The sequence below is a fragment of the Pseudomonas sp. FW305-7 genome, assembly GCF_058786735.1.
On sequence record NZ_JBYSZA010000002.1, the window covers coordinates 395359 to 416562 of the forward strand.

At 60.5% G+C, this 21204-nt stretch carries 18 protein-coding genes; 10 read left to right on the forward strand and 8 right to left on the reverse strand.

Annotated elements, in window-relative coordinates; all coding sequences use genetic code 11:
• Window positions 1-136: 136 nt before the first annotated feature.
• Window positions 137-1528 (reverse strand): COG3014 family protein, encoded by a 1392-nt coding sequence (locus tag AC3WMT_RS04910; RefSeq protein ID WP_103302534.1) that lies wholly within the window; start codon window positions 1526-1528, stop codon window positions 137-139.
• A gap of 178 nt (window positions 1529-1706) precedes the next feature.
• Here AC3WMT_RS04910 and AC3WMT_RS04915 point away from each other — a divergent pair, with 178 nt between their 5' ends.
• The 3 genes from AC3WMT_RS04915 (at window position 1707) to AC3WMT_RS04925 (ending at window position 5151) form a co-directional block, all read left to right on the forward strand.
• Window positions 1707-2606 (forward strand): LysR family transcriptional regulator, encoded by a 900-nt coding sequence (locus AC3WMT_RS04915; RefSeq protein WP_103302533.1) that lies wholly within the window; start codon window positions 1707-1709, stop codon window positions 2604-2606.
• Between the two features lie 85 nt (window positions 2607-2691).
• Complete coding sequence (locus AC3WMT_RS04920) at window positions 2692-4587, forward strand: FTR1 family protein (RefSeq protein WP_103302532.1); 1896 nt, start codon at window positions 2692-2694, stop codon at window positions 4585-4587.
• A gap of 108 nt (window positions 4588-4695) precedes the next feature.
• A complete protein-coding gene (locus AC3WMT_RS04925; RefSeq protein ID WP_103302531.1) occupies window positions 4696-5151 on the forward strand; it encodes a YaiI/YqxD family protein in 456 nt (151 codons plus the stop codon).
• A 155-nt stretch (window positions 5152-5306) separates the two neighbouring features.
• Here the strand turns inward: AC3WMT_RS04925 and elbB are convergent, their stop codons facing one another.
• The gene (gene elbB / locus AC3WMT_RS04930) at window positions 5307-5975 is read right to left on the reverse strand and encodes an isoprenoid biosynthesis glyoxalase ElbB (RefSeq protein WP_103302530.1); all 669 of its coding nucleotides are present in this window, start codon (window positions 5973-5975) and stop codon (window positions 5307-5309) included.
• Between the two features lie 115 nt (window positions 5976-6090).
• Between elbB and AC3WMT_RS04935 the strand changes: the two genes are divergently transcribed.
• Complete coding sequence (locus AC3WMT_RS04935) at window positions 6091-7326, forward strand: sterol desaturase family protein (RefSeq protein ID WP_103302529.1); 1236 nt, start codon at window positions 6091-6093, stop codon at window positions 7324-7326.
• Here AC3WMT_RS04935 and AC3WMT_RS04940 read toward each other — a convergent pair.
• A complete protein-coding gene (locus tag AC3WMT_RS04940) occupies window positions 7307-7957 on the reverse strand; it encodes a DedA family protein (protein WP_103302528.1) in 651 nt (216 codons plus the stop codon). The genes AC3WMT_RS04935 and AC3WMT_RS04940 overlap by 20 nt on opposite strands.
• A 207-nt stretch (window positions 7958-8164) precedes the next feature.
• Here AC3WMT_RS04940 and hemB point away from each other — a divergent pair, with 207 nt between their 5' ends.
• The gene (gene hemB / locus AC3WMT_RS04945; protein ID WP_103302527.1) at window positions 8165-9178 is read left to right on the forward strand and encodes a porphobilinogen synthase; all 1014 of its coding nucleotides are present in this window, start codon (window positions 8165-8167) and stop codon (window positions 9176-9178) included.
• An 18-nt stretch (window positions 9179-9196) separates the two neighbouring features.
• The gene (gene ppk1, locus AC3WMT_RS04950) at window positions 9197-11422 is read left to right on the forward strand and encodes a polyphosphate kinase 1 (RefSeq protein ID WP_103302526.1); all 2226 of its coding nucleotides are present in this window, start codon (window positions 9197-9199) and stop codon (window positions 11420-11422) included.
• Window positions 11423-11602: 180 nt separating this feature from the next.
• Here the strand turns inward: ppk1 and ppx are convergent, their stop codons facing one another.
• The 5 genes from ppx to AC3WMT_RS04975 all read right to left on the reverse strand — a co-directional run bounded on the left by ppx (window position 11603) and on the right by AC3WMT_RS04975 (window position 16187).
• On the reverse strand, window positions 11603-13105 hold the full coding sequence (gene ppx, locus AC3WMT_RS04955) for an exopolyphosphatase (RefSeq protein ID WP_103302525.1): 1503 nt from the start codon (window positions 13103-13105) through the stop codon (window positions 11603-11605).
• Between the two features lie 235 nt (window positions 13106-13340).
• A complete protein-coding gene (locus AC3WMT_RS04960; RefSeq protein ID WP_103302524.1) occupies window positions 13341-14078 on the reverse strand; it encodes an amino acid ABC transporter ATP-binding protein in 738 nt (245 codons plus the stop codon).
• The gene (locus AC3WMT_RS04965; RefSeq protein WP_103302523.1) at window positions 14065-14715 is read right to left on the reverse strand and encodes an amino acid ABC transporter permease; all 651 of its coding nucleotides are present in this window, start codon (window positions 14713-14715) and stop codon (window positions 14065-14067) included. The genes AC3WMT_RS04960 and AC3WMT_RS04965 overlap by 14 nt, the downstream gene beginning before the upstream one ends.
• Window positions 14712-15380, reverse strand: a complete 669-nt coding sequence (locus AC3WMT_RS04970) for an amino acid ABC transporter permease (protein ID WP_103302522.1) — start codon at window positions 15378-15380, stop codon at window positions 14712-14714. Before AC3WMT_RS04970 ends, AC3WMT_RS04965 begins: the two co-directional genes overlap by 4 nt.
• A gap of 21 nt (window positions 15381-15401) precedes the next feature.
• Window positions 15402-16187 (reverse strand): transporter substrate-binding domain-containing protein, encoded by a 786-nt coding sequence (locus AC3WMT_RS04975; RefSeq protein ID WP_103302521.1) that lies wholly within the window; start codon window positions 16185-16187, stop codon window positions 15402-15404.
• Window positions 16188-16443: 256 nt separating this feature from the next.
• Between AC3WMT_RS04975 and AC3WMT_RS04980 the strand changes: the two genes are divergently transcribed.
• The 4 genes from AC3WMT_RS04980 (at window position 16444) to AC3WMT_RS04995 (ending at window position 21194) form a co-directional block, all read left to right on the forward strand.
• Window positions 16444-17151, forward strand: coding sequence for a FadR/GntR family transcriptional regulator (locus AC3WMT_RS04980; protein ID WP_103302520.1), 708 nt, complete (start codon window positions 16444-16446; stop codon window positions 17149-17151).
• Window positions 17152-17271: 120 nt separating this feature from the next.
• A complete protein-coding gene (gene trxA / locus AC3WMT_RS04985; RefSeq protein WP_003206727.1) occupies window positions 17272-17601 on the forward strand; it encodes a thioredoxin TrxA in 330 nt (109 codons plus the stop codon).
• A 249-nt stretch (window positions 17602-17850) separates the two neighbouring features.
• Window positions 17851-19110, forward strand: coding sequence for a transcription termination factor Rho (rho, locus tag AC3WMT_RS04990; RefSeq protein ID WP_003229334.1), 1260 nt, complete (start codon window positions 17851-17853; stop codon window positions 19108-19110).
• 122 nt (window positions 19111-19232) lie between these two features.
• Window positions 19233-21194 carry an acyltransferase family protein gene (locus AC3WMT_RS04995; RefSeq protein ID WP_103302519.1) on the forward strand — a complete coding sequence of 654 codons (1962 nt, stop codon included), beginning with the start codon at window positions 19233-19235 and terminating at the stop codon, window positions 21192-21194.
• The last annotated feature ends 10 nt before the right edge of the window (window positions 21195-21204 follow it).

Genomic DNA, 21204 nt, shown 5'->3' on the forward strand with positions numbered 1-21204 from the left:
GTTGGCCTCCTGCCAATTCCTCATAACCAGAGGAGCTTTAATGCCGTTTCGCAATAGCGAGGGCGCGGCATTATAGGCGGGCGGTGCTGGCTATGTAATAGCTTTTTAATTGCATTTGTTAGTTTCGTGCCATTAGTTATTTCAGGCCCGATACGCGGTTGTCCGCAGATGCTCCGGGCTGAAAAGCGCTGCCATTCGCGAAGATACGGTCTCCCAGCACGCGCAGACCAATCATCTGACGGTTCTGATCGATACGGATTTTCAGCGGCGCAGTGGCATTCGGCAGGCTGATGAGGTGATCGCCCTTTTTCAGGCGCAAACGCACGACTTGTGTGAGGTTGGGCAGGGTACGCCAAGTGCGTGTGTCGGCCTGCTCGAAACCATCCCAGTGAGTCACGTATGAGGCCTTGCTCGGATCGCGGCGATTGTCGGTGCCCTGAACGTCTGCTGCGAGGAATGCCCGGTAGGTGGTGCGCTGAATAATCCCCGGCATATCGTCACGCAACGTCCGCAAGGACATGTCAGTGATGTTGTTGACCGAGATCAGCTTTTTCTGGCGCCCGTCGATGCTGACCTGGCTGATTGGCTGGGTGGAGGTGTCGGGCACCATCACCGGGAAGGAGATATTGGCAACGATGACTTGCCCGTCCGCCAGCTTCACCGGGTAGGGCACACGCACCGAACTGCGCGCGGGCGCCAGGCCACTTTGCACGATGATCAGCACGTCGCTTTCGTCGGCTTTGAGTCCGGGGCTGTCGAGGTCGCGCAATGCTTGCTGGAAAAACGCCATGTCCGGGCGCAGCTCAATGGCCTGACGATAACCCGGTGCCGCGAGATCCTTTTCACCCAGCGCTTCGTAGGTGAACCCGGCGAGATAGTGGCTGAACGCACTCTGATAACCGTTTTTCAACGCAATGACGGCGGGCGAATCGAGCATGACTACCGGGTAACCTTGCAGATCCTTGTAGTGCACGCGCGCGCCCTGAGCCTTGGCCGCTGCTTCGACGCGTTCGTATTCCAGTTCTCGCTGACGGGCGATCAGCGTTTCCCGCTCGTGGGTTTTCTTGATGTCGGCACGGGCGCCGTCGAAGTCATTCGCGGACAACTGGTTGAGGGCCATTTGCGTGGTCAGCATGACCTTTTCGTAGTCGTAGCCATCGTAACGGCGAATCTTGTCGTTGATGATGCCGCCCCAGTGATCGCCCATCGCGGCGAGCAATTTATCGCCGGTGGTTTCGATAGTGTCCTGACGCTGAATGATCATCTGTTCGGCACTGCGCCACGCCACCTGGCTCTGCGGCAACTCACCGCCGGCACTGAGAACTGCACCTTTCTCCAGGTAATAGAGCAAATCCTTTTCGGCATCGGGGTTGTGCGCTTCGATCAGTGCGAGTGAGCCGTCGACGTTGCCGGACTTGAGTTGGTCGGTGGTCTGTTGCAGTTCCAGGTCGTAATTGCGGTAAGCGCCGCATCCCGCCAGTTGCACAAGGGTCGCGATCATCAGGGGCAGCAACAGGCATTGGCGCATTGGAAGGGGTCATCCTTGAGCAGAAAAACGACAAGTTGACGCAGTATAGAGGTGAGTAGTGGCCATATGCTGCTCTGTTTTGCGCCGACACTTCGTGCCCTGCAACGGTTACAGGTGGGATGGCCGAGTGGATTGAGCTAGCCTTGGCCATCTGTCTTTCACTGAGTCCGGGACTTCAATGAATCAACTGCTGGCCATGCGTGCGTTTCGTTGCATCGTCGAATGTCGCGGCTTCAGCGCCGCCGCCGAGCGACTCGACACCACGCACTCGACGGTCTCCCGGCAGTTGCAGCAGTTGGAAACCGAGCTCGGCACGCGGTTGATCAACCGCAACACCCGACGCTTCAGCCTGACCACTGCGGGGCAGCAGTATTACGCGGCGTGCGTGGACATTCTCGATCGACTGGATCAAGCCGCCATCGCAGTCGGTCAGGCCCATGAAAGCCCCAGCGGCGTTCTGCGTATCAGCGCACCGATGGTGATCGGCACGCTGGAGCTGGCGAACTGGCTCCCGGCGTTTCAGCAGCGTTACCCCGATATTGAGGTCGATCTGTCCTGCGATGATCGCTTCGTCGATCTGATTGCCGAAGGTTTCGATGTTGCGCTGCGCATTTGCGGGCCACTGGCGGACTCGTCATTGGTGGCGCGATTGCTCACGGTCTCGGACATGTTGCTGGTGGCATCGCCGGCTTATGTGGCGCGCCATGGTCTGGTGCGTCAGGCCCGGGAGTTGACCGGGCATCAATTGTTGGCGTTTGCCGGTGGCAGCGACTGGTTGTTGTCCGATGCGCGCGGAGCAATCACGCCGCTCAGGGCACAAGGTCACTTCAAGGCGAACTCGATCAGCTCACTGCATGCTGCCGCGCTGGCCGGTGTCGGCATCGCCTCATTCACCCGGGCCACGGTGCAGGACGACTTGTTGAGCGGGCGGCTGGTGCAGATCCTGCCCAACTGCACCCTCGGCCAGCGGCATTATTACGCGCTGTATCCGCATGCCCGACATGTCGCACTGAAGGTCAAAGTGTTCGTTGATTTCATGACCGAGCATTACCGGAACCTGAGCACACCCACGCGTTAAAAACGCCGAAACGCCGACAAAGCTTGAGGGAAACGTGTTCGAAGTGAACAATATGTAACTTCGCATTTCCACTTGAGACCTCTTCATGACTGCCTCGTCCCGATTTCTGGCCTGGCTGGTGTTTCCGTTGTGCGCCCTGAGCAGCTTCAACCTGCTGGCCGATACCGTGGAAGGCGCACCGCAAGCGCTGCACCTGCTTGATTACATCAGCGCCGACTACCCGCAGACGGTCGCGGCGGGCAAAGTCGTCGACGACTCCGAATATCGCGAGCAGCTCGAGTTCACTCAGGCGCTGCAAGGCTTGATCGCCGACATGCCGGCCAAACCCGAGAAAGCGGCGCTGGAGCAGGGTATCGAAGCGCTGCACGCGGCGATCAGGGCGAAGCAGGACGGCGCCGACGTTGCCCGTCAGGCCCGGCAACTGGGCGCACAACTGGCCGTGGCGTATGAAGTCAGCCAGGCGCCGATCATCACCCCGGATCCGACCCGTGGCGCGCCGCTGTATGCGCAAAACTGCTCGGTGTGCCACGGCGACAGCGGCGCCGGTGACGGTCCGGCAGGTCTGGGCATGACGCCAGCGCCGGCCAATCTGCGTGACGCGGCGCGTCTGGATCACCTGAGTCTGTACGCGATCTACAACACCCTCGGCCAAGGCGTCGAAGGCACCGACATGCCGGCGTTTGCCGATCAACTGGATGATCGTCAGCGTTGGGATCTGGCCACCTACATCGCCGGCTTCAGCGCCGACGCCGCGGCGGCGACCTCCGAGAAAACCTACAACATCGCCGATCTGGCTCGCCAGACGCCGGCCGAAGTGCAGGCCGCCGAAGGTCCGCAAGCCGCTGCGACGTTCCGTGCCCAACGTGCACAGCCGCCGCAGGTCAAACGCGGCCCGGCGCAGTTGCTCGACTACACCGCAGCAACCCTGGACAAGAGCCTCGCGGCTTACCGCGCCGGAGAACACGATCAGGCCTACGACCTGTCGGTAGCGGCGTATCTGGAAGGTTTCGAACTGGTTGAAAGTTCGCTGGATAACGTCGACGCCAACGTGCGCAAGGACACCGAGAAGTCGTTGATGGCTTACCGGCAGTCGTTGCAGGACGGCCTGCCGGTGGCGCAGGCCGAACAACGTCTGGACGCGGCGAAAGCCAAACTCAAAGAGTCCGCCGGGTTGCTCGGCAGCGATGGTCTGAGCTGGTCGCTGAGCTACATTTCCGGCCTGCTGATTCTGCTGCGTGAAGGTCTGGAAGCGATTCTGGTGCTGGCGGCGATCCTCGCGTTCTTGCGCAACACCGGTCAGCAATCGGCGGTGCGCAGTGTCAATGTCGGTTGGGGCCTGGCGTTGCTGGCCGGTCTCGGCACTTGGGCGCTGGCGGCGTATGTGATTGATGTCAGCGGTTCGCAACGTGAGCTTCTGGAAGGTGCGACGGCGCTGTTCGCCAGTGTGATGGTGTTGTGGCTCGGCGTGTGGATGCACGACCGTCGTCACGCCGCGGCCTGGCAGGATTACATCAAGAGCAGCCTGGTGGGCGGCGGCGGGCGTTTCGGCTTCGCGATCCTGGCGTTCTTCTCGGTCTATCGCGAACTCTTCGAAGTGATCCTGTTCTACGAAACCCTGTGGCTGCAGGCCGGTCCTGCCGGGCATGACGCGGTGCTCGCTGGTGGGGCGACGGCGCTGGTGCTGCTGGTCGGTCTGGCGTGGGTGATCCTGCGCGGTTCGGCGAAACTGCCGCTGACACTGTTCTTCAGCATCAACGCCGCGCTGCTGTGCGCGCTGTCGGTGGTGTTTGCCGGGCATGGCGTGAAGGCGTTGCAGGAAGCCGGAATCTTCGGCACGCGGCCGGTGGCGTTCTTCGAGTTCGATTGGCTGGGGATTCACGCCGATGCCTATTCGCTGACGGCACAGGCTGTGGCGATTCTGGCGATTGTTGTGTTGTATGGGCGTAGTTGGGTGGCCGAGAAGAAGCGGGTCACCGCTTAACCGCATTCGCTGCGCTCACATTCGCGGGCAAGCCCGCTCCCACAGGATTTGCGCGTAACCTGTGGGAGCGGGCTTGCCCGCGATGCTTTTTGGGAAGAGGAAAAGATGATGCGTGTATGGATCGATGCCGACGCCAGCCCGCGGCAGGCGAAGGATCTGGTGGTGAAGTTTGCCCTCAAGCGCCAGTTCGAGGTGGTGCTGGTGGCCGGGCAGCCGCAGACCAAACCGGGGCTGGCCATCGTCAAGCTGATCGTGGTGCCGAGTGGCCCGGATGCGGCGGACGATTATCTGGTCGAGCACGCGGTGCCTGGTGAACTGGTGATTTGCAGCGATATCCCGCTGGCCGATCGGCTGGTGAAGAAGGGCGTGGCGGCGCTGGATCCGCGCGGCAAGGAGTTCGATGCGCAGAACATGGGCGAGCGCCTGGCCGTACGCAACCTGTTCACCGATCTGCGTGAGCAGGGTCAGATGAGTGGCGGCCCCGCACCGTTCGGCGATCGCGAGAAGCAGGCGTTCGCCAATGCGCTGGACCGGATCATCACGCGTCTGACCCGCAACCCCTGAGCCTTACGAACGCTCGTTCCCATGCTCCGCGTGGGAACGCATCTTGGGACGCTCCGCGTTCCGGCCTCACCGCAAATGTACCGCCGAAGTGAGCAGGCGCGGAGCGCCTATGGCGGCATTCCCACGCAGAGCGTGGGAACGATCGTGCGGGAGAATCAGGCATCGTTCTCGTGGGTCAGTTCAAGTACGCGGTCGACGAGTTTGTTGATCCCCGACGCCGCTTCGCTGATGTTCTGCGCCAGCATGTACGCCGGGGTGGTCACCAGTTTGCGCGCCTTGTCTTCGACGATGTCGGTCACCGCGCAGTCTTCGTGGGTTGCGCCCATCTTGTTCATCGCCGTGGCGGTGTCGGCGTCATTGCCGATGGTGCAGGTCACGCCCGGGCCGTAGATCTTTGCCGCGAGTGCCGGCGAGATGCACATCAGACCGACCGGTTTGCCCGCTTCGGCGAACGCTTCGGCCAACGCCAGAACCTCAGGCTGCACGGTGCAACCAGCACCCTCGACGGCGAAGTTCGAGAGGTTTTTCGCCGCGCCAAAACCGCCCGGCACGATCAGCGCATCGAAGTCGTCGACATCGGCCTCGCGGATGTCCTTGATGTTGCCGCGAGCGATGCGTGCCGATTCCACCAGCACATTGCGCGACTCGGGCATTTCTTCACCGGTCAGGTGATTGATCACATGCAATTGCGCGATGTTCGGCGCGAAGCACTGCACCTGCGCGCCGCGTTGATCGAGGCGCAGCAGGGTGATGACGCTCTCGTGGATTTCGGCGCCGTCGTATACGCCACTGCCGGACAGGATCACTGCAACTTTTTTGCTCATGGGTTTCTCTCCAGATTCATGGCGCTAAATGTCCACTAATTTGTCGCGTGTTGCCATAGGGTTAAGGGGCGGCTACACCTAGGATCTGTCCTTGGTATTCCAGTCAGGACGCGTCATGGACTTCATTCTGTATGCGGTGCCGTTTTTCCTGGTGTTGATCGCGGTGGAACTGATCGCCGACCGTTGGCGCGGGGTGAGCAACTATCGCCTGGCCGACGCGGTGAACAGCATCAGCACCGGCGTGCTGTCGACTACCACGGGCTTGCTGACCAAGGGCGTGGGCCTGGTGACCTATGCCTTTGCCCTTGATCATCTGGCGCTGTTCAGATTGCCGGTGGATAGCCCCTGGGTCTGGGTGTTTGCCTTCGTCCTCTATGACTTCTGCTACTACTGGCTGCACCGCATGGGGCATGAGCGCAACATCCTCTGGGCGGCGCACTCGGTGCATCACCAGAGCGAGGAGTACAACCTCTCTACTGCGCTGCGCCAGACCAGTACCGGGTTTCTGCTCGGCTGGATTTTTTACCTGCCGATGGCCGTGCTGGGTGTGCCGCTGCTGGTGTTCGTCAGCGTCGCGGCGTTGAACCTGCTTTATCAATTCTGGGTGCACACCAAGCACATTCCCAAACTCGGCTGGTTCGAGTGGTGCTTTGTCACGCCATCCAATCATCGGGCTCACCATGCACAGAACGCTCTCTACATGGATCGCAACTACGGCGGGGTGTTCATTCTTTGGGACCGGCTGTTCGGCACGTTTCAGGAAGAGGACGACAACGAGCCGGTGATTTTCGGCGTGACCACGCCGCTGGCGAGCTGGAATCCGCTGTGGGCCAATCTGCAGTTTTATACGCAGTTGTGGGATGACGCGCGGCGGGCCGAGAGTCGGTGGGACAAGCTGCGGATCTGGTTCATGCGCACGGGTTGGCGGCCGGCGGACGTCGCGGCGAATTACCCGATAAGCAAACCGGATTTCACCCGGTTCCGTAAATTCGAAGTGCCGCTTGAGCGCCGCCAGCAGTGGTACGTGGCGCTGCAGTTCTGCGCATATATCGCGTTAGGCAGCTATCTGATGAACCTGGAGCGCAGTTTGCCGCCTGCCGCGTTGTTGCTCGGCTGGGGCGCGGTGGCGTTCGGTGTGTTTGGGTTGGGCGTAACCCTGGAGAATCGCCCGTGGGCGCTGAAGGTAGAACTGCTGCGGCTGGCGTTGAACCTGCCATTGGTGTGGCTGGCGCCGCTGGTCGGGCTATGGCCGGCCAGCCCGTTGGTGTGGGCCGGCCTGTTCGGTTACAGCCTGCTCAGCGGCATCGGGCTGTACGGCTGTCGCCAGCGAATTACTCGGCTGGCGTCTTAGGTTCGGCGGCTTTGGCCTGTTCAGCCTGGTGCAGCTGTGCGGCTTTCGCGGCTTGCTCGTCGGCGTAGACCTGTTTCGCCAGGCGGGCATTCTTGAAGCGACGACGCAGCCACAGGCCAACGCCCAGTACCAGCAACGCCCCGAGTACCCACAGCTCGTATTTCTTGATACTGCCGAGCATGCCTTCCAGTACCGCGCCGAAGTGGTAAGCGGCGGCGGCCAGCGCAGTGGCCCAGATCGCCGCGCCAATCCCGTTGAGCAGCAGATAACGTCCCGGCGGATAACCCGACAGGCCGATCGCCACTGGCATCACCGTGCGCAAGCCATAAACGAAGCGGAAGCTCAGAACCCAGATGTCCGGATGCTTGCGGATGTGCTCCAGCGCGCGGTCGCCCATCAGCTGCCAGCGCGGTTTGCGCGCGAGCAATTTGCGCCCGTGCTTGCGGCCCAGGAAGTACCACAGCTGATCGCCGGCATAGCTGCCGAAGAACGCCACGACCACCACCAGGTTGATGTCCATGTAGCCACGGAACGCAAGGAAGCCCGCGAGCACCAGGATGGTTTCGCCTTCGAAGAACGTGCCGAGGAACAAGGCAAAGTAGCCAAAGTCATGCAGAAATTGTTGGAGCATTGTCTGGGTGCTGGCGAAATGAACGCGCAGCCTAACCCTTCGGACACATTCATGAAAGTGTCGAAATGTGTCTCGACGTGAACAATTCCTACACTGAGAATGGAATGCGGCTACATGTCACGGGTCTCACACAACTGTCATCTGTTAGTCATAATGGCCGTCTATAACTGTCACGCTCGCCCGTTTGCGCGGGCTCAGGAGTCTGCCGTGAGCTTTACCCCTGCCAACCGTTTATTCCCAGCCACGCGCCTGCGCCGCAATCGCCGTGATGATTTTTCGCGTCGGCTGGTGCGGGAAAATGTGCTGACGGTCGATGACCTGATCCTGCCGGTGTTCGTGCTCGACGGTGAAAACCGTCGCGAAGCCGTGGCGTCGATGCCGGGTGTAGAGCGTTTGACCATCGACCTGCTGCTTGAAGAAGCGGCGAAATGGGTCGAGCTGGGGATTCCGGCGCTGGCGCTGTTCCCGGTGACGCCACCTGAACTGAAATCCCTCGACGCTGCCGAAGCCTGGAATCCTGAAGGCATCGCCCAGCGTGCGACCCGCGCGTTGCGTGATCGCTTTCCGGAACTGGGGGTGATCACCGACGTCGCCCTCGATCCGTTCACCACCCACGGTCAGGACGGCATTCTCGACGAAGACGGCTACGTGCAGAACGACATCACCGTCGACGCACTGGTCCGCCAGGCCTTGTCCCATGCCGAGGCTGGCGCTCAAGTGGTTGCGCCGTCGGACATGATGGACGGCCGTATCCAGGCGATCCGCGAAGCACTGGAGATTGCCGGCCACGTCAATGTGCGGATCATGGCCTATTCGGCCAAGTACGCTAGCGCCTATTACGGCCCGTTCCGCGATGCCGTGGGTTCGGCTTCGAACCTGGGCAAGGCGAACAAGGCTTCCTATCAGATGGACCCGGCCAACAGCGACGAAGCGCTGCACGAAGTCGGCGCGGACTTGTCTGAAGGCGCGGACATGGTCATGGTCAAACCGGGCATGCCGTATCTGGACATTCTTTTCCGGGTAAAAGATGCCTTCAAAGTGCCGACCTTCGTCTATCAGGTTAGCGGCGAATACGCCATGCACATGGCGGCGATCCAGAATGGCTGGTTGAGCGAGGCGGTGATTCTTGAATCACTGACCGCCTTTAAACGTGCCGGCGCTGATGGCATCCTGACTTACTTTGCTGTCCGCGCCGCTCAATTGTTACGAGAGCAGAAATAGCCCTCCCAGGAACATTCGATGAATACCGAAGGACTCACAGAAGTTGCAGTAAAAGAAGCTCAGCCGGTGGTGGAGCAAATCACCGAAACCCCGCCGGAACTGGAGCCTGCGCCACCCGCGCCGGTCACCGAACCTGCTGCGGCGGCACCGGTGATAGCGATTCCCGGCCTGGATGACAGCAGCCTGTATATCCATCGCGAGCTTTCGCAACTGCAATTCAACATCCGCGTGCTGGAGCAGGCGCTGGACGAGTCCTATCCGTTGCTGGAGCGGCTGAAGTTCCTGCTGATCTTCTCCAGTAACCTCGACGAATTCTTCGAAATCCGCGTTGCCGGCCTTAAAAAGCAGATCACCTTCGCCCGTGAACAGGCCGGCGCCGATGGCCTGCAACCGCATCAAGCGCTGGCGCGGATCAGTGAGCTGGTCCACGGTCATGTTGACCGTCAGTACGCGATCCTCAACGATATCCTGCTGCCGGAGCTGGAAAAGCATCAGGTGCGCTTCATCCGTCGCCGCCACTGGACGACCAAGATCAAAACCTGGGTGCGCCGCTATTTCCGCGACGAGATCGCACCGATCATCACCCCGATCGGCCTCGACCCGACGCACCCGTTCCCGTTGCTGGTGAACAAGAGCCTGAACTTCATCGTCGAGCTCGAAGGCATCGACGCCTTCGGTCGCGATTCCGGTCTGGCAATCATCCCGGCACCGCGCCTGTTGCCACGGATCATCAAAGTGCCGGAAGAAGTCGGCGGTGCCGGCGACAACTATGTGTTCCTCTCGTCGATGATCCACGCCCACGCCGATGACCTGTTCCAGGGCATGAAGGTAAAAGGCTGCTACCAGTTCCGTCTGACCCGGAACGCCGACCTGGCGCTGGATTCCGAAGACGTTGAAGACTTGGCCCGTGCCCTGCGTGGCGAGTTGTTCTCGCGTCGTTACGGTGACGCGGTGCGTCTGGAAGTCGCCGACACGTGCCCGAAACATCTGTCTGACTACCTGCTCAAGCAGTTCAACCTGAGCGAGACCGAGCTGTATCAGGTCAACGGTCCGGTCAACCTGACGCGTCTGTTCAGCATCACCGGTCTGGACAGTCATCCGGAGCTGCAATACACGCCGTTCACCCCGCAGATCCCGAAACTGCTGCAAAACAGCGAGAACATTTTCAGCGTGGTCAGCAAGCAGGACATTTTGCTGCTGCACCCGTTCGAGTCGTTCACCCCTGTGGTCGACCTGCTGCGCCAGGCGGCGAAAGACCCGCACGTTCTGGCCGTGCGCCAGACGCTGTACCGCTCCGGCGCCAACTCGGAAATCGTCGATGCGCTGGTAGACGCCGCGCGTAACGGCAAGGAAGTCACGGCGGTCATCGAGCTGCGGGCGCGTTTTGACGAAGAATCCAACCTGCAACTGGCCAGCCGTCTGCAAGCAGCGGGCGCGGTGGTGATCTACGGCGTGGTCGGCTTCAAGACCCACGCCAAGATGATGCTGATCCTGCGTCGCGAGGCCGGCGAGATTGTGCGTTACGCGCACCTCGGCACCGGTAACTATCACGCCGGCAACGCCAAGCTCTACACCGACTACAGCTTGCTGACCTCCGACGATGCCTTGTGCGAAGACGTCGGCAAACTGTTCAGCCAGTTGATCGGCATGGGTAAAACGCTGCGCATGAAGAAGCTGTTGCATGCGCCGTTTACCCTGAAGAAGGGCATGCTCGACATGATTGCCCGCGAAACCCAGTTCGCCGTCGAAGGCAAACCGGCGCACATCATTGCCAAGTTCAACTCGCTGACCGATCCGAAGATCATTCGCGCGCTGTACAAGGCCAGCCAGTCCGGCGTGCGCATCGATCTGGTGGTGCGTGGCATGTGCTGCCTGCGGCCGGGCATTGCCGGGGTTTCGCACAACATTCATGTGCGCTCGATCATCGGCCGCTTCCTTGAGCACACCCGGGTGTTCTACTTCCTTAATGGCGGCGAGGAGCAGATGTTCCTCTCCAGTGCCGACTGGATGGAACGTAACCTCGACAAGCGCGTCGAGACTTGCTTCCCGGTGGAAGGCAAAAAGCTGCTGACCCGCGTGAAGAAAGAGCTGGAGCTCTACCTGACCGACAACACCCACAGCTGGAGCTTGCAGTCGGATGGTCGTTACATCCGCAACACGCCGACCGGCAACCAGAACCCGCGCAGTGCGCAGGCGACGTTGCTGGAGCGGTTGGGCAGCCCGATTTTGCCGGTGAGCAGCTGACCTTCAGCCCATAAAAAAGGCGATCCCACGGGATCGCCTTTTTTGTGCCTGCCGTTCACTCACCTGTGGCGAGGGGATTTATCCCCGATGGGGCGCGAAGCGGCCCCGGTCTTTTTCCCCAAAAAAAGCTGGGACTGCTCCGCAGTCCATCGGGGATAAATCCCCTCGCCACAAGGGTTATCAGTGGACGGTGAGGACGATGCCAACCCGCGTCAACCAATCCGCCTCAAGCCCGAAATCCGCCTGAGTCAGCTGATTCTCATCCAGCCAGTTTTCCGGGAATTCCACATCCAGAGTGTTGCCCTTCGCATGCAAAACCACCTGCGGCATCGCCTGCGTGCCGCGAATGTGGTGGAACAGAATGGCAAAGCGCAGCAACACGCAGAGGCGGATCAGCTTGTCGCCGTCGTCACCGAAATCGGCAAACTTGTCCTTGGGAATGTTGCGGCGATGGCCGCGCACCAGCAGGGCGAGCATTTGCTGATCTTCGCGGGAGAACCCGGCCAGATCCGAGTGCTCGATCAGGTAGGCGCCGTGCTTGTGGTAGTGATAGTGGGCGATGTCGAGGCCGACTTCGTGCACTTTCGCAGCCCAGCCCAGCAGTTCGCGCCAGATACCGTCATCCAGTTCCCAGTCCGCAGCCACCTGATCGAAGGCGTGCAGGGCTTTGCGTTCAACCCGCGCGGCCTGTTCCAGGTCGACGTGATAGCGCTCCATCAGCGAGGTCAGGGTGCGTTCGCGCACGTCTTCGTGGTGATGGCGACCTAGCAGATCGTAGAGCACGCCTTCCCGCAGTGCACCGTCGCAGTGATCCATGCGTTGCAGTTCAAGGGCGTCGAAGATCGCTTCGAGAATCGCCAGACCTGCCGGGAAAATTGCCCGGCGATCAGGCTTGATGCCTTCGAAATCGATCTTGTCGACATCGCCGAGTTTGAACAGCCGGCGCTTGAGCCACGCCAGACCTTCGGCATTCACTTCACCAGTGCCGTGCCCGCCGGCCTTCAGCGCCAGGCCGATGGCGCGGATGGTGCCCGAGGAGCCGATGGCTTCATCCCAGGTCAGGCGATGCAGGGCGTGTTCGATGCTCATGATCTCCAGTCGCGCCGCCGTGTAGGCCTGGGCATAGCGGGCCGGGGTGATCTTGCCGTCCTTGAAATAGCGTTGAGTGAAGCTGACGCAGCCCATCTGCAGGCTTTCGCGCAGCAGCGGTTCGAAGCGCTGGCCAATGATGAATTCGGTACTGCCACCGCCGATGTCGGCGACCAGGCGTTTGCCCGGGGTGTCGGCGAGGGTGTGCGACACGCCCAGATAGATCAGGCGCGCCTCTTCACGGCCGGAGATGACTTCCACCGGGTGGCCGAGGATTTCTTCGGCGCGGTGAATGAATTCGAGGCGGTTGCGCGCTTCGCGCAGGGCGTTGGTGCCGACGATGCGCACGGCGCCCAGCGGCATACCGTTGATCAGTTGGGCAAAACGCTTGAGGCAATCGAGGCCACGTTGCATCGATTCTTCGTTGAGCTGGCGCTGATCGTCGATGCCGGCGGCCAGCTGAACCTTCTCGCCCAGGCGCTCGAGAATGCGGATTTCGCCGTTCTGGGCCTTGGCCACGACCATGTGAAAGCTGTTGGAGCCCAGGTCGATTGCGGCGATCAGGGACAGATTCTTGGCTTGGGATTGCGGCATGGTCTGGGGGTCTCGGTCGATAACCCCGACATCGTGCCACGATCAAACGCTGGCGCCAACGCGCATGGTTCAAACCGTTGATTCAGCGCAGAAAAGCTTGAGACCGCGGCGCGGTCAATCGCGGGCAAGCCCGCTCCCACAGGTTTTTGTGTCGAACAGACAATCATGTTCCGCCGCAGAACCCTGTGGGAGCGGGCTTGCCCGCGAACGGGCCGCTAAAGTCCCTGAATAACCTTCAGGCTGTCGCTTCAACCGTACCAATGAAGTTGGCCAATTCCACCGTCTGCGGATTGGCAAACAACACCTTCGGATCCCCCACCTCATGCACCTTGCCGTGGTGCATGAACACCAGTTTGTCACCCACCTCACGGGCAAAGCGCATTTCGTGGGTGACCATGATCAGCGTCATGCCCTCCTTGGCCAGTTGGCGCACCACGGCGAGCACTTCATTGACCAGTTCCGGGTCGAGCGCCGAGGTGATCTCGTCACACAGCAGCACCTTGGGCGACATCGCCAGCGCCCGGGCAATCGCCACCCGTTGCTGTTGCCCGCCGGACAACCGATCCGGGAAGGCATCAAATTTCTCCCCCAGGCCGACCCGTTCGAGCATCTTGCGCGCCAGATCCGCAGCCTTGGCCTTGGGCACCTTCTGCACCACTTGCGGCGCGAGCATCACGTTTTCACCCACGGTCAGGTGCGGGAACAGGTTGAACTGCTGAAACACCATGCCGACCTTCTGCCGCAGGCTGCGCAGGTCGGCGCGGGCGGCGTCGAGGTACTCGCCGTCGACTTCGATCACGCCGTCGTTGATCGATTCCAGGCCATTGAGCGTGCGCAGCAGGGTCGATTTGCCCGAGCCGCTGCGGCCGATGATTGCCACCACCTGGCCTTCCTCGACACTGAGGTCGATACCTTTGAGCACGTGGTGATCGCCGTAGTATTTATGCAGGGCGGAAATTCTAAGCAGAGGCATGCAGTCTCCTTTCCAGGTAGCGCGCACTGAGGGACAAGGGGTAGCAGAGCAGGAAGTAGCCGAGGGCGACGAGGCCGTAGACCATGAACGGTTCGAACGTGGCGTTGGCGAGCATGCCGCCGGTCTTGGTCAGTTCGGTGAAACCGATGATCGAGGTCACGGCGGTGCCTTTGACCACTTGCACCGAAAAGCCCACGGTCGGCGCCACGGCAATGCGCAGGGCCTGCGGCAGAATCACGTAGCGCAATTGCTCCAGCGGATTGAGCGCCAGGCTCGACGAGGCTTCCCACTGACCATTGGGAATCGCTTCGACGCAGCCACGCCAGATCTCCGCCAGATAGGCGCTGGTGAACAAGGTCAGAGCAATCGCCGCCGCCATCCACGGCGAGATTTCGAGCCCCGCCAGTGCGACGCCGAAGAACACCAGAAACAGCTGCATCAACAGCGGCGTGCCCTGAAACAGTTCGATCCAGGTCCGGGCGATGTTGCTCGACACAGGGTTTTTCGAGATGCGCATGATCAGGATCAGCAGCCCGACGAGGCCACCGCCGATAAACGCCACCAGCGACAACGCCAGCGTCCATTGCAGACCGGTGAGCAGGTTGCGCAGGATGTCCCAGAAGGTGAAGTCGCTCATTGGCTGCTCCTCGCGATGTAGCGGCGGCCGACCCAGTTCAGCAGTTGGCGGATCAGCAGCGCCATGCACAGGTAGATCAGCGTGGTCAGCGCGTAGGTTTCAAAAGCGCGGAAGTTGCGCGACTGAATGAAGTTGGCGGCGAAGCTCAGCTCCTCGGTGGCGATCTGCGAACACACCGCCGAGCCGAGCATGACGATGATGATCTGGCTGCTCAGGGCCGGCCAGACCTTGCCCAGTGCCGGCAGCAGCACCACGTGGCGGAACGCCTCGAAGCGACTCATCGCCAGCGCGGCAGCGGCCTCCAGTTGGCCTTTTGGAATCGCCTGAATGCCGGCGCGGATGATCTCGGTCGAATACGCGCCGAGGTTGATCACCATCGCCAGCACCGCCGCTTGCCACTCGGAAATCTGCACGCCCAGCGACGGCAGGCCGAAGAAGATGAAGAACAGTTGCACCAGAAACGGCGTGTTGCGGATCAACTCGACGTAGACGCCGAAGATCGCCGAGAACGGGCGAATATTCCACGCCCGCACCAACGCCCCGACAATGCCCACGCCCACCCCGAGCACCGCGCCGATGGCCGTCAGCTCAAGGGTGAACAGCGCCCCGCGCAACAGCAGGTCGGTGTTCTGCACCACCGGCATGAAATCGAACTGATAAGCCATGAAGGTCTCCCGCGCAGTCGATCAGAGATCGGCCGGCAGCGGCTCTTTCAGCCAGGTCTGCGAGTTCTTTTCCAGAGCGCCGTCAGCCTTGGCGGTGGTCAGGATGTCGTTGACCTTGGCCAGCAGCGCCGCTTCGTTCTTGTTCACGCCAACGTAGACCGGCGAATCCTTGAGCTTCACTTTCAGCGCCGGCACACGTTTTGGGTTCTTTTCGCTGATCGCGACCATCACCACGTTGCCGCTGGCGATCAGGTCGACTTGGCCGGCGAGGTAAGCGGCGATGGTCGAGTTGTTGTCTTCGAAGCGCTTGATGGTCACGCCTTCGGGGGCAACCTTGGTCAGCTCGATGTCTTCGATGGCGCCACGGGTGACGCTGATGGTTTTGCCTTTGAGGTCGTCAAGGTTGGCGATCGCAGCGTCTGGCGGGCCGAACACGGCGAGGTAGAACGGCGCGTAGGCGCGAGAAAAATCGATGACTTTCTCGCGCTCGGGGTTTTTGCCGAGGCTGGAAATCACCAGGTCGACCTTGCCGGTGGTCAGGAACGGGATGCGGTTAGTGCTGTTGACCGGCGTCAGTTCGAGTTTGACCTTGAGTTGATCGGCCAGCAGTTTCGCCGTATCGATGTCCAGGCCACGAGGCTTCATGTCCGGGCCGACCGAGCCGAAAGGCGGGAAGTCCTGGGGCACCGCAACTTTCAATGTGCCGCGTTTGACCACATCGTCGAGACCGTCGGCGTGAGCAGGGGCCTGGCTTAGCAGCAGAGAGGAGAACAGGGCGGCGAGGAGGGCGCTGTAACGCTTGGTCATGGACAATCTCCGGATCGGCGAGAAGTTAAATCTGCGATCGGACAGAGCATGTGCCGTGCCAATACGCGGATTTCGTCCCGGCAGGCCGCAGTTTCAGCGGGTTTATTCGGTCTTACTGGTCTGAACAGTCAGGTTGTTTTTCGCACTGCCATGGCGCATCGGCCCGCCGCACCGAACCCCGCTGGGGCACGACTTGCCGGACTCGTCGAATAGCTTTACAACTAGCCGCACATTGGCCTGGCGCGTCCGAAAAACCATGAATTCGATCTCCCGTGCGGTACCCGAAGTGGCGCTGCAAGCGATCCGCAAACTGATCACCGAACAGGGCTTTGGCGCGGGCGACGCCTTGCCGTCACAGCGCGATCTGGCGTTGCAGTTGGGTGTCAGCCGCGCTTCGTTGCGTGAGGCGTTGTCGTCGCTGAGTGCCCTCGGGGTGGTCAGCATTCAGCCGGGCAAGGGGGTTTTCGTACAGTCACCGGTCGAGTTGTCGCGCGGTGAGAATGCTCCAGGCTGGTCGTTCGCGGCGCAGGCCTCGCCGCTGGATATCTTTCAACTTCGCTATGCACTGGAAGGCTTTGCCGCCGGGCTGGCGGCGGTGACGCTGAGCACGTTCGATCTGGATGCGCTGGAAGACAACGTGGCGGCGATGCGCGAGCAATTGAAGGCTGGCGACTTCGAAGCGGCGGCGAAACTGGATTTTGAATTCCACCGGCGAATCCTGCTGGCCAGCGGTAATCAGGCGATGCTGAGCATCCTCACCGCCAGCGCCGAGATCTTTCTGGAGAGCCAGAAACTACCGTTCATCCGCGCCGAACGGGCCATGGAAACCTGGCAGGAGCACCGCAAGATCCTTCGTGCACTGGCTCGCCGCGCTTCGGGCGCCGCGCAAAAAGCCATGCAGGAGCACGTGCGCAACGCGGCACTGCGCACCGGAATCGCCTTCATCGCCCCCGCCACGGCGTGACTTGAGCTATACCCAAACTCATGGGGCACCATAGCAAGACTCAATCATCTGCGGCTTCCTGAACCGGGGAAGGGCGGATATGATGGGCCACGTTTTTTTGCTTACAACCTGGAGAATTCCATGAGCAGCGATCTTATCAAACACGTTAGCGACGCTAGCTTCGAAGCCGACGTACTCAAGGCCGAAGGCGCTGTACTGGTCGACTACTGGGCTGAATGGTGTGGCCCTTGCAAAATGATCGCTCCGGTTCTGGACGAGATTGCCGAGACTTACAAAGGCAAGCTGACCGTTGCCAAACTGAACATCGACGAGAACCAGGAAACCCCGGCCAAGCACGGCGTGCGTGGTATCCCGACACTGATGCTGTTCAAGAACGGCAACGTTGAAGCGACCAAAGTCGGCGCCCTGTCGAAGTCGCAACTGGCTGCTTTCCTCGACGCCAACATCTAAGCGTCGCTGTAAAGTGCCTGAAAAAAAGCCCCGCAATTAGCGGGGCTTTTTGCGTATTCAGGGCTAGACGCTCCGAAACTCAGGTGGTACATTCGGCCCCGCACTGGTTTCTCCACTGCCCCCTGCTAGCCGTCGCCGACGCACTCCTTTTCGAATAAGTTCGCGATCCTGTCGCCTTCTCCGCGGCGCGGCCTCATTAAGCCAAAAGCTTAATTTCCCCCCCTCCATAAATGATTACGTCATTCCTATATGAATCTGACTGAACTCAAGCAAAAGCCGATTACCGAACTGCTCGAATTGGCCGAACAGATGGGCATAGAAAATATGGCCCGTTCGCGCAAGCAGGACGTGATTTTCTCCCTGCTGAAAAAGCACGCCAAAAGCGGCGAGGAAATCTCCGGTGATGGCGTGCTGGAGATTCTCCAGGACGGCTTCGGCTTCCTGCGCTCCGCTGACGCCTCCTACCTGGCCGGCCCGGACGATATCTACGTCTCGCCGAGCCAGATCCGCCGTTTCAACTTGCGCACCGGTGACACCATCGTTGGCAAGATTCGCCCTCCGAAGGAAGGCGAGCGGTATTTCGCCCTGCTCAAGGTCGACACGATCAACTTCGATCGTCCGGAGAACGCGAAAAACAAGATTCTCTTCGAGAACCTGACCCCGCTGTTCCCGACCGTGCGCATGAAGATGGAAGCCGGTAACGGTTCCACCGAAGACTTGACCGGTCGTGTGATCGACCTGTGCGCCCCGATCGGCAAAGGCCAGCGTGGTCTGATCGTCGCTCCGCCGAAAGCCGGTAAAACGATCATGCTGCAAAACATCGCAGCGAACATCGCCCGTAACAACCCTGAAGTTCATCTGATCGTGCTGCTGATCGACGAACGTCCGGAAGAAGTGACCGAAATGCAGCGCACCGTGCGCGGCGAAGTGGTTGCCTCGACCTTCGACGAACCGCCGACCCGTCACGTACAGGTTGCCGAAATGGTGATCGAGAAGGCCAAGCGCCTTGTTGAACACAAGAAGGACGTGGTGATCCTGCTCGACTCCATCACCCGTCTGGCCCGCGCCTACAACACCGTGATCCCGAGCTCCGGCAAGGTGCTGACCGGTGGTGTTGACGCCCACGCCCTAGAGAAACCAAAACGTTTCTTCGGCGCTGCGCGAAACATCGAAGAAGGCGGCTCGCTGACCATTATCGCCACCGCGCTGGTTGAAACCGGCTCGAAGATGGACGAAGTGATCTACGAAGAGTTCAAGGGTACCGGCAACATGGAACTGCCGCTGGACCGCAAGATTGCGGAAAAGCGCGTCTTCCCGGCCATCAACATCAACCGTTCCGGCACCCGCCGCGAAGAGTTGCTGACCGCCGACGACGAACTGCAGCGCATGTGGATCCTGCGCAAGCTGCTGCACCCGATGGACGAAGTTGCCGCCATCGAGTTCCTGGTCGACAAGCTGAAAACGACCAAGACCAACGACGAGTTCTTCTTGTCGATGAAGCGCAAGTAATACGCAGCTGTTTAAAAGAACGCCCCGAAAGGGGCGTTTTTTTTTGCGCTAGCGGTGCATAACTTTCGCCAGCCGCTAGTGTCCTTGTTTGATCGCATGTATCTACAAGGACAAGAAGAGTTATGCATACGTTTGGCAATCGCCGTGATATCGACGGATTACGGGCACTGGCGGTCATTCCGGTCCTGCTGTTTCATTTCGGCTTCAATACATTCAGTGGCGGCTTTGTCGGCGTTGACGTCTTTTTCGTCATTTCCGGCTTCCTGATCACCACCATCCTGTTCCGTGAAATCAGTGCGCAGCGTTTCAGCTTCCTTGATTTTTGGGGGCGCCGCGCCCGTCGCATCCTGCCCGCCTTGACCGTGGTGGTCGTGGTAACACTGGCGCTGGGTTGGCTGTTGCTGACGGCCAAAGACCTTTCCGAACTGGGGCGCACGATTCGTTACCAGTCGTTGTTCATCTCCAACATCCTGTTCATGCGTGAAGATGGCTACTTTGCGCCGGCGTCGGAGCTCAAACCGCTGCTGCATACCTGGTCGCTGGCGGTGGAAGAGCAGTACTACATCTTCTTCCCGCTGATGATGGTGTTGCTGATGCGCTATGTCCGGCATTGGCGCTGGATGCTGTTCGCCGTGCTGCTGGTGTCGTTCGGCCTGAACATCGTCTATATCGAGCGCAGGCCCGAATTCGCGTTTTTCTCGCTGCCGACTCGCGCCTGGGAGTTGCTGTGCGGCGCCATGCTGGCGGTGCTGCCTGCGCCGAAGCAGGCCCCAAGCGCATGGCTTCGGCAGTCTGTCGGCCTGGCCGGATTGGCTGCGGTGCTGGTGGCGATCTTCACTTTTGACCGATCCACGGTGTTTCCGGGCTGGGCAGCATTACTGCCGGTATTGGGTACGACGGCGCTGATCTGGTCGGGCGCGCAGGGCGCGACATGGACTAGCCGGCTGTTGAGTATGCAAGTCCTGGTGTGGATCGGCCTGCTGTCCTATTCGCTTTATCTCTGGCATTGGCCGGTCTATGTGTATGCCAATGCGATCTCGATCGACGGCATCCAGCCTCTTGAGGCGCTGGGCTGGATGGCCCTGGCGCTGGGCCTGGCATGGCTGAGCCTGCGTTATATCGAACTGCCGTTTCGGGAAAAGCGAGTATTCCCCAGCCGTAACTCGGTGTTGGTCGGCGGTCTGGTATCGATCACCGTGCTGGCGATCACCGGTTCGGCGATTCGCTCGGCAGACGGTGTTCCACAGCGTCTGAGCGGCAAGGCGCTGGAGTACGCTCAGTCCCGGGAGTGGAACGCCGGGCAGTCGAAATGCATGCACTTGAGCACAGACAAGGCGCTGACCAAGTCATGTCTGGTGGGCGGCGATCCGGAGAGTGGGGCGACAAAGTTGTTCTGGGGCGACAGCCACGCCGCCGCATTGTTGCCGGCCATCGAAGGCAACACCGGTCGTAATGTCCAGCCTGCGTGGCTGTACAGCTTGACGGGTTGCCCGCCGATTATCGAAGACAGGCTGCGCCAGCAGTGCAAAGACTTCAATAAGCGCAACATGGAACGCGTCACCAGCCTGGGAATCAAGGACGTGGTGCTGGCAGCGAACTGGAGCCTGTACGTTTATGGTCGCGAAGATGGCGACGGCGATCTGCAGTTCCTGCTTGATCGCAAAGACAATCCACGCCAGGCAGAGCAGCGCATGGCCGCCGCCATCAAGGCGCAAGTGGCCGAGCTGCGTGAAGCCGGTGTGCAAGTCTGGCTGTTCAAGGAGGTGCCGCTGCAACACAAGAGCTTCATCGACCGCCTGACCAGCCTGGCGCGTATCGGCCGTTCCGCAGAAGGCCTCGGTCGCCCGCTCAACGAGCACCTGGCTCGCCAGCAGTTTTTCACTTCGCTGTTTGGCTCGATGAGCGCCGCCGATTCCGGCATTCATGTCATCGATCCGACGCCGCTGATGTGCAAGGACGGCTTGTGCCCCATCGATGTCGACGGCCACTCGCAGTACAAGGATGCCGATCATCTTTCCGACGTTGGCAGCGCCAGACTGAGCCCGTTGTTTGCGCCGTTGATGCTGGGCACCAGCAACAATTGATTGCTGCCAG

Coding starts and splice junctions, on each gene's coding strand:
- AC3WMT_RS04910 (WP_103302534.1), bottom strand. CDS start 1,528: ATGCGCCAATGCCTGTTGCTGCCCCTGATGATCGCGACCCTTGTGCAA.
- AC3WMT_RS04995 (WP_103302519.1), top strand. CDS start 19,233: ATGCATACGTTTGGCAATCGCCGTGATATCGACGGATTACGGGCACTG.
- AC3WMT_RS04925 (WP_103302531.1), top strand. CDS start 4,696: ATGCGTGTATGGATCGATGCCGACGCCAGCCCGCGGCAGGCGAAGGAT.
- rho (WP_003229334.1), top strand. CDS start 17,851: ATGAATCTGACTGAACTCAAGCAAAAGCCGATTACCGAACTGCTCGAA.
- elbB (WP_103302530.1), bottom strand. CDS start 5,975: ATGAGCAAAAAAGTTGCAGTGATCCTGTCCGGCAGTGGCGTATACGAC.
- AC3WMT_RS04975 (WP_103302521.1), bottom strand. CDS start 16,187: ATGACCAAGCGTTACAGCGCCCTCCTCGCCGCCCTGTTCTCCTCTCTG.
- AC3WMT_RS04940 (WP_103302528.1), bottom strand. CDS start 7,957: ATGCTCCAACAATTTCTGCATGACTTTGGCTACTTTGCCTTGTTCCTC.
- AC3WMT_RS04980 (WP_103302520.1), top strand. CDS start 16,444: ATGAATTCGATCTCCCGTGCGGTACCCGAAGTGGCGCTGCAAGCGATC.
- AC3WMT_RS04915 (WP_103302533.1), top strand. CDS start 1,707: ATGAATCAACTGCTGGCCATGCGTGCGTTTCGTTGCATCGTCGAATGT.
- ppk1 (WP_103302526.1), top strand. CDS start 9,197: ATGAATACCGAAGGACTCACAGAAGTTGCAGTAAAAGAAGCTCAGCCG.
- AC3WMT_RS04970 (WP_103302522.1), bottom strand. CDS start 15,380: ATGGCTTATCAGTTCGATTTCATGCCGGTGGTGCAGAACACCGACCTG.
- AC3WMT_RS04965 (WP_103302523.1), bottom strand. CDS start 14,715: ATGAGCGACTTCACCTTCTGGGACATCCTGCGCAACCTGCTCACCGGT.
- ppx (WP_103302525.1), bottom strand. CDS start 13,105: ATGCCGCAATCCCAAGCCAAGAATCTGTCCCTGATCGCCGCAATCGAC.
- trxA (WP_003206727.1), top strand. CDS start 17,272: ATGAGCAGCGATCTTATCAAACACGTTAGCGACGCTAGCTTCGAAGCC.
- AC3WMT_RS04935 (WP_103302529.1), top strand. CDS start 6,091: ATGGACTTCATTCTGTATGCGGTGCCGTTTTTCCTGGTGTTGATCGCG.
- AC3WMT_RS04960 (WP_103302524.1), bottom strand. CDS start 14,078: ATGCCTCTGCTTAGAATTTCCGCCCTGCATAAATACTACGGCGATCAC.
- AC3WMT_RS04920 (WP_103302532.1), top strand. CDS start 2,692: ATGACTGCCTCGTCCCGATTTCTGGCCTGGCTGGTGTTTCCGTTGTGC.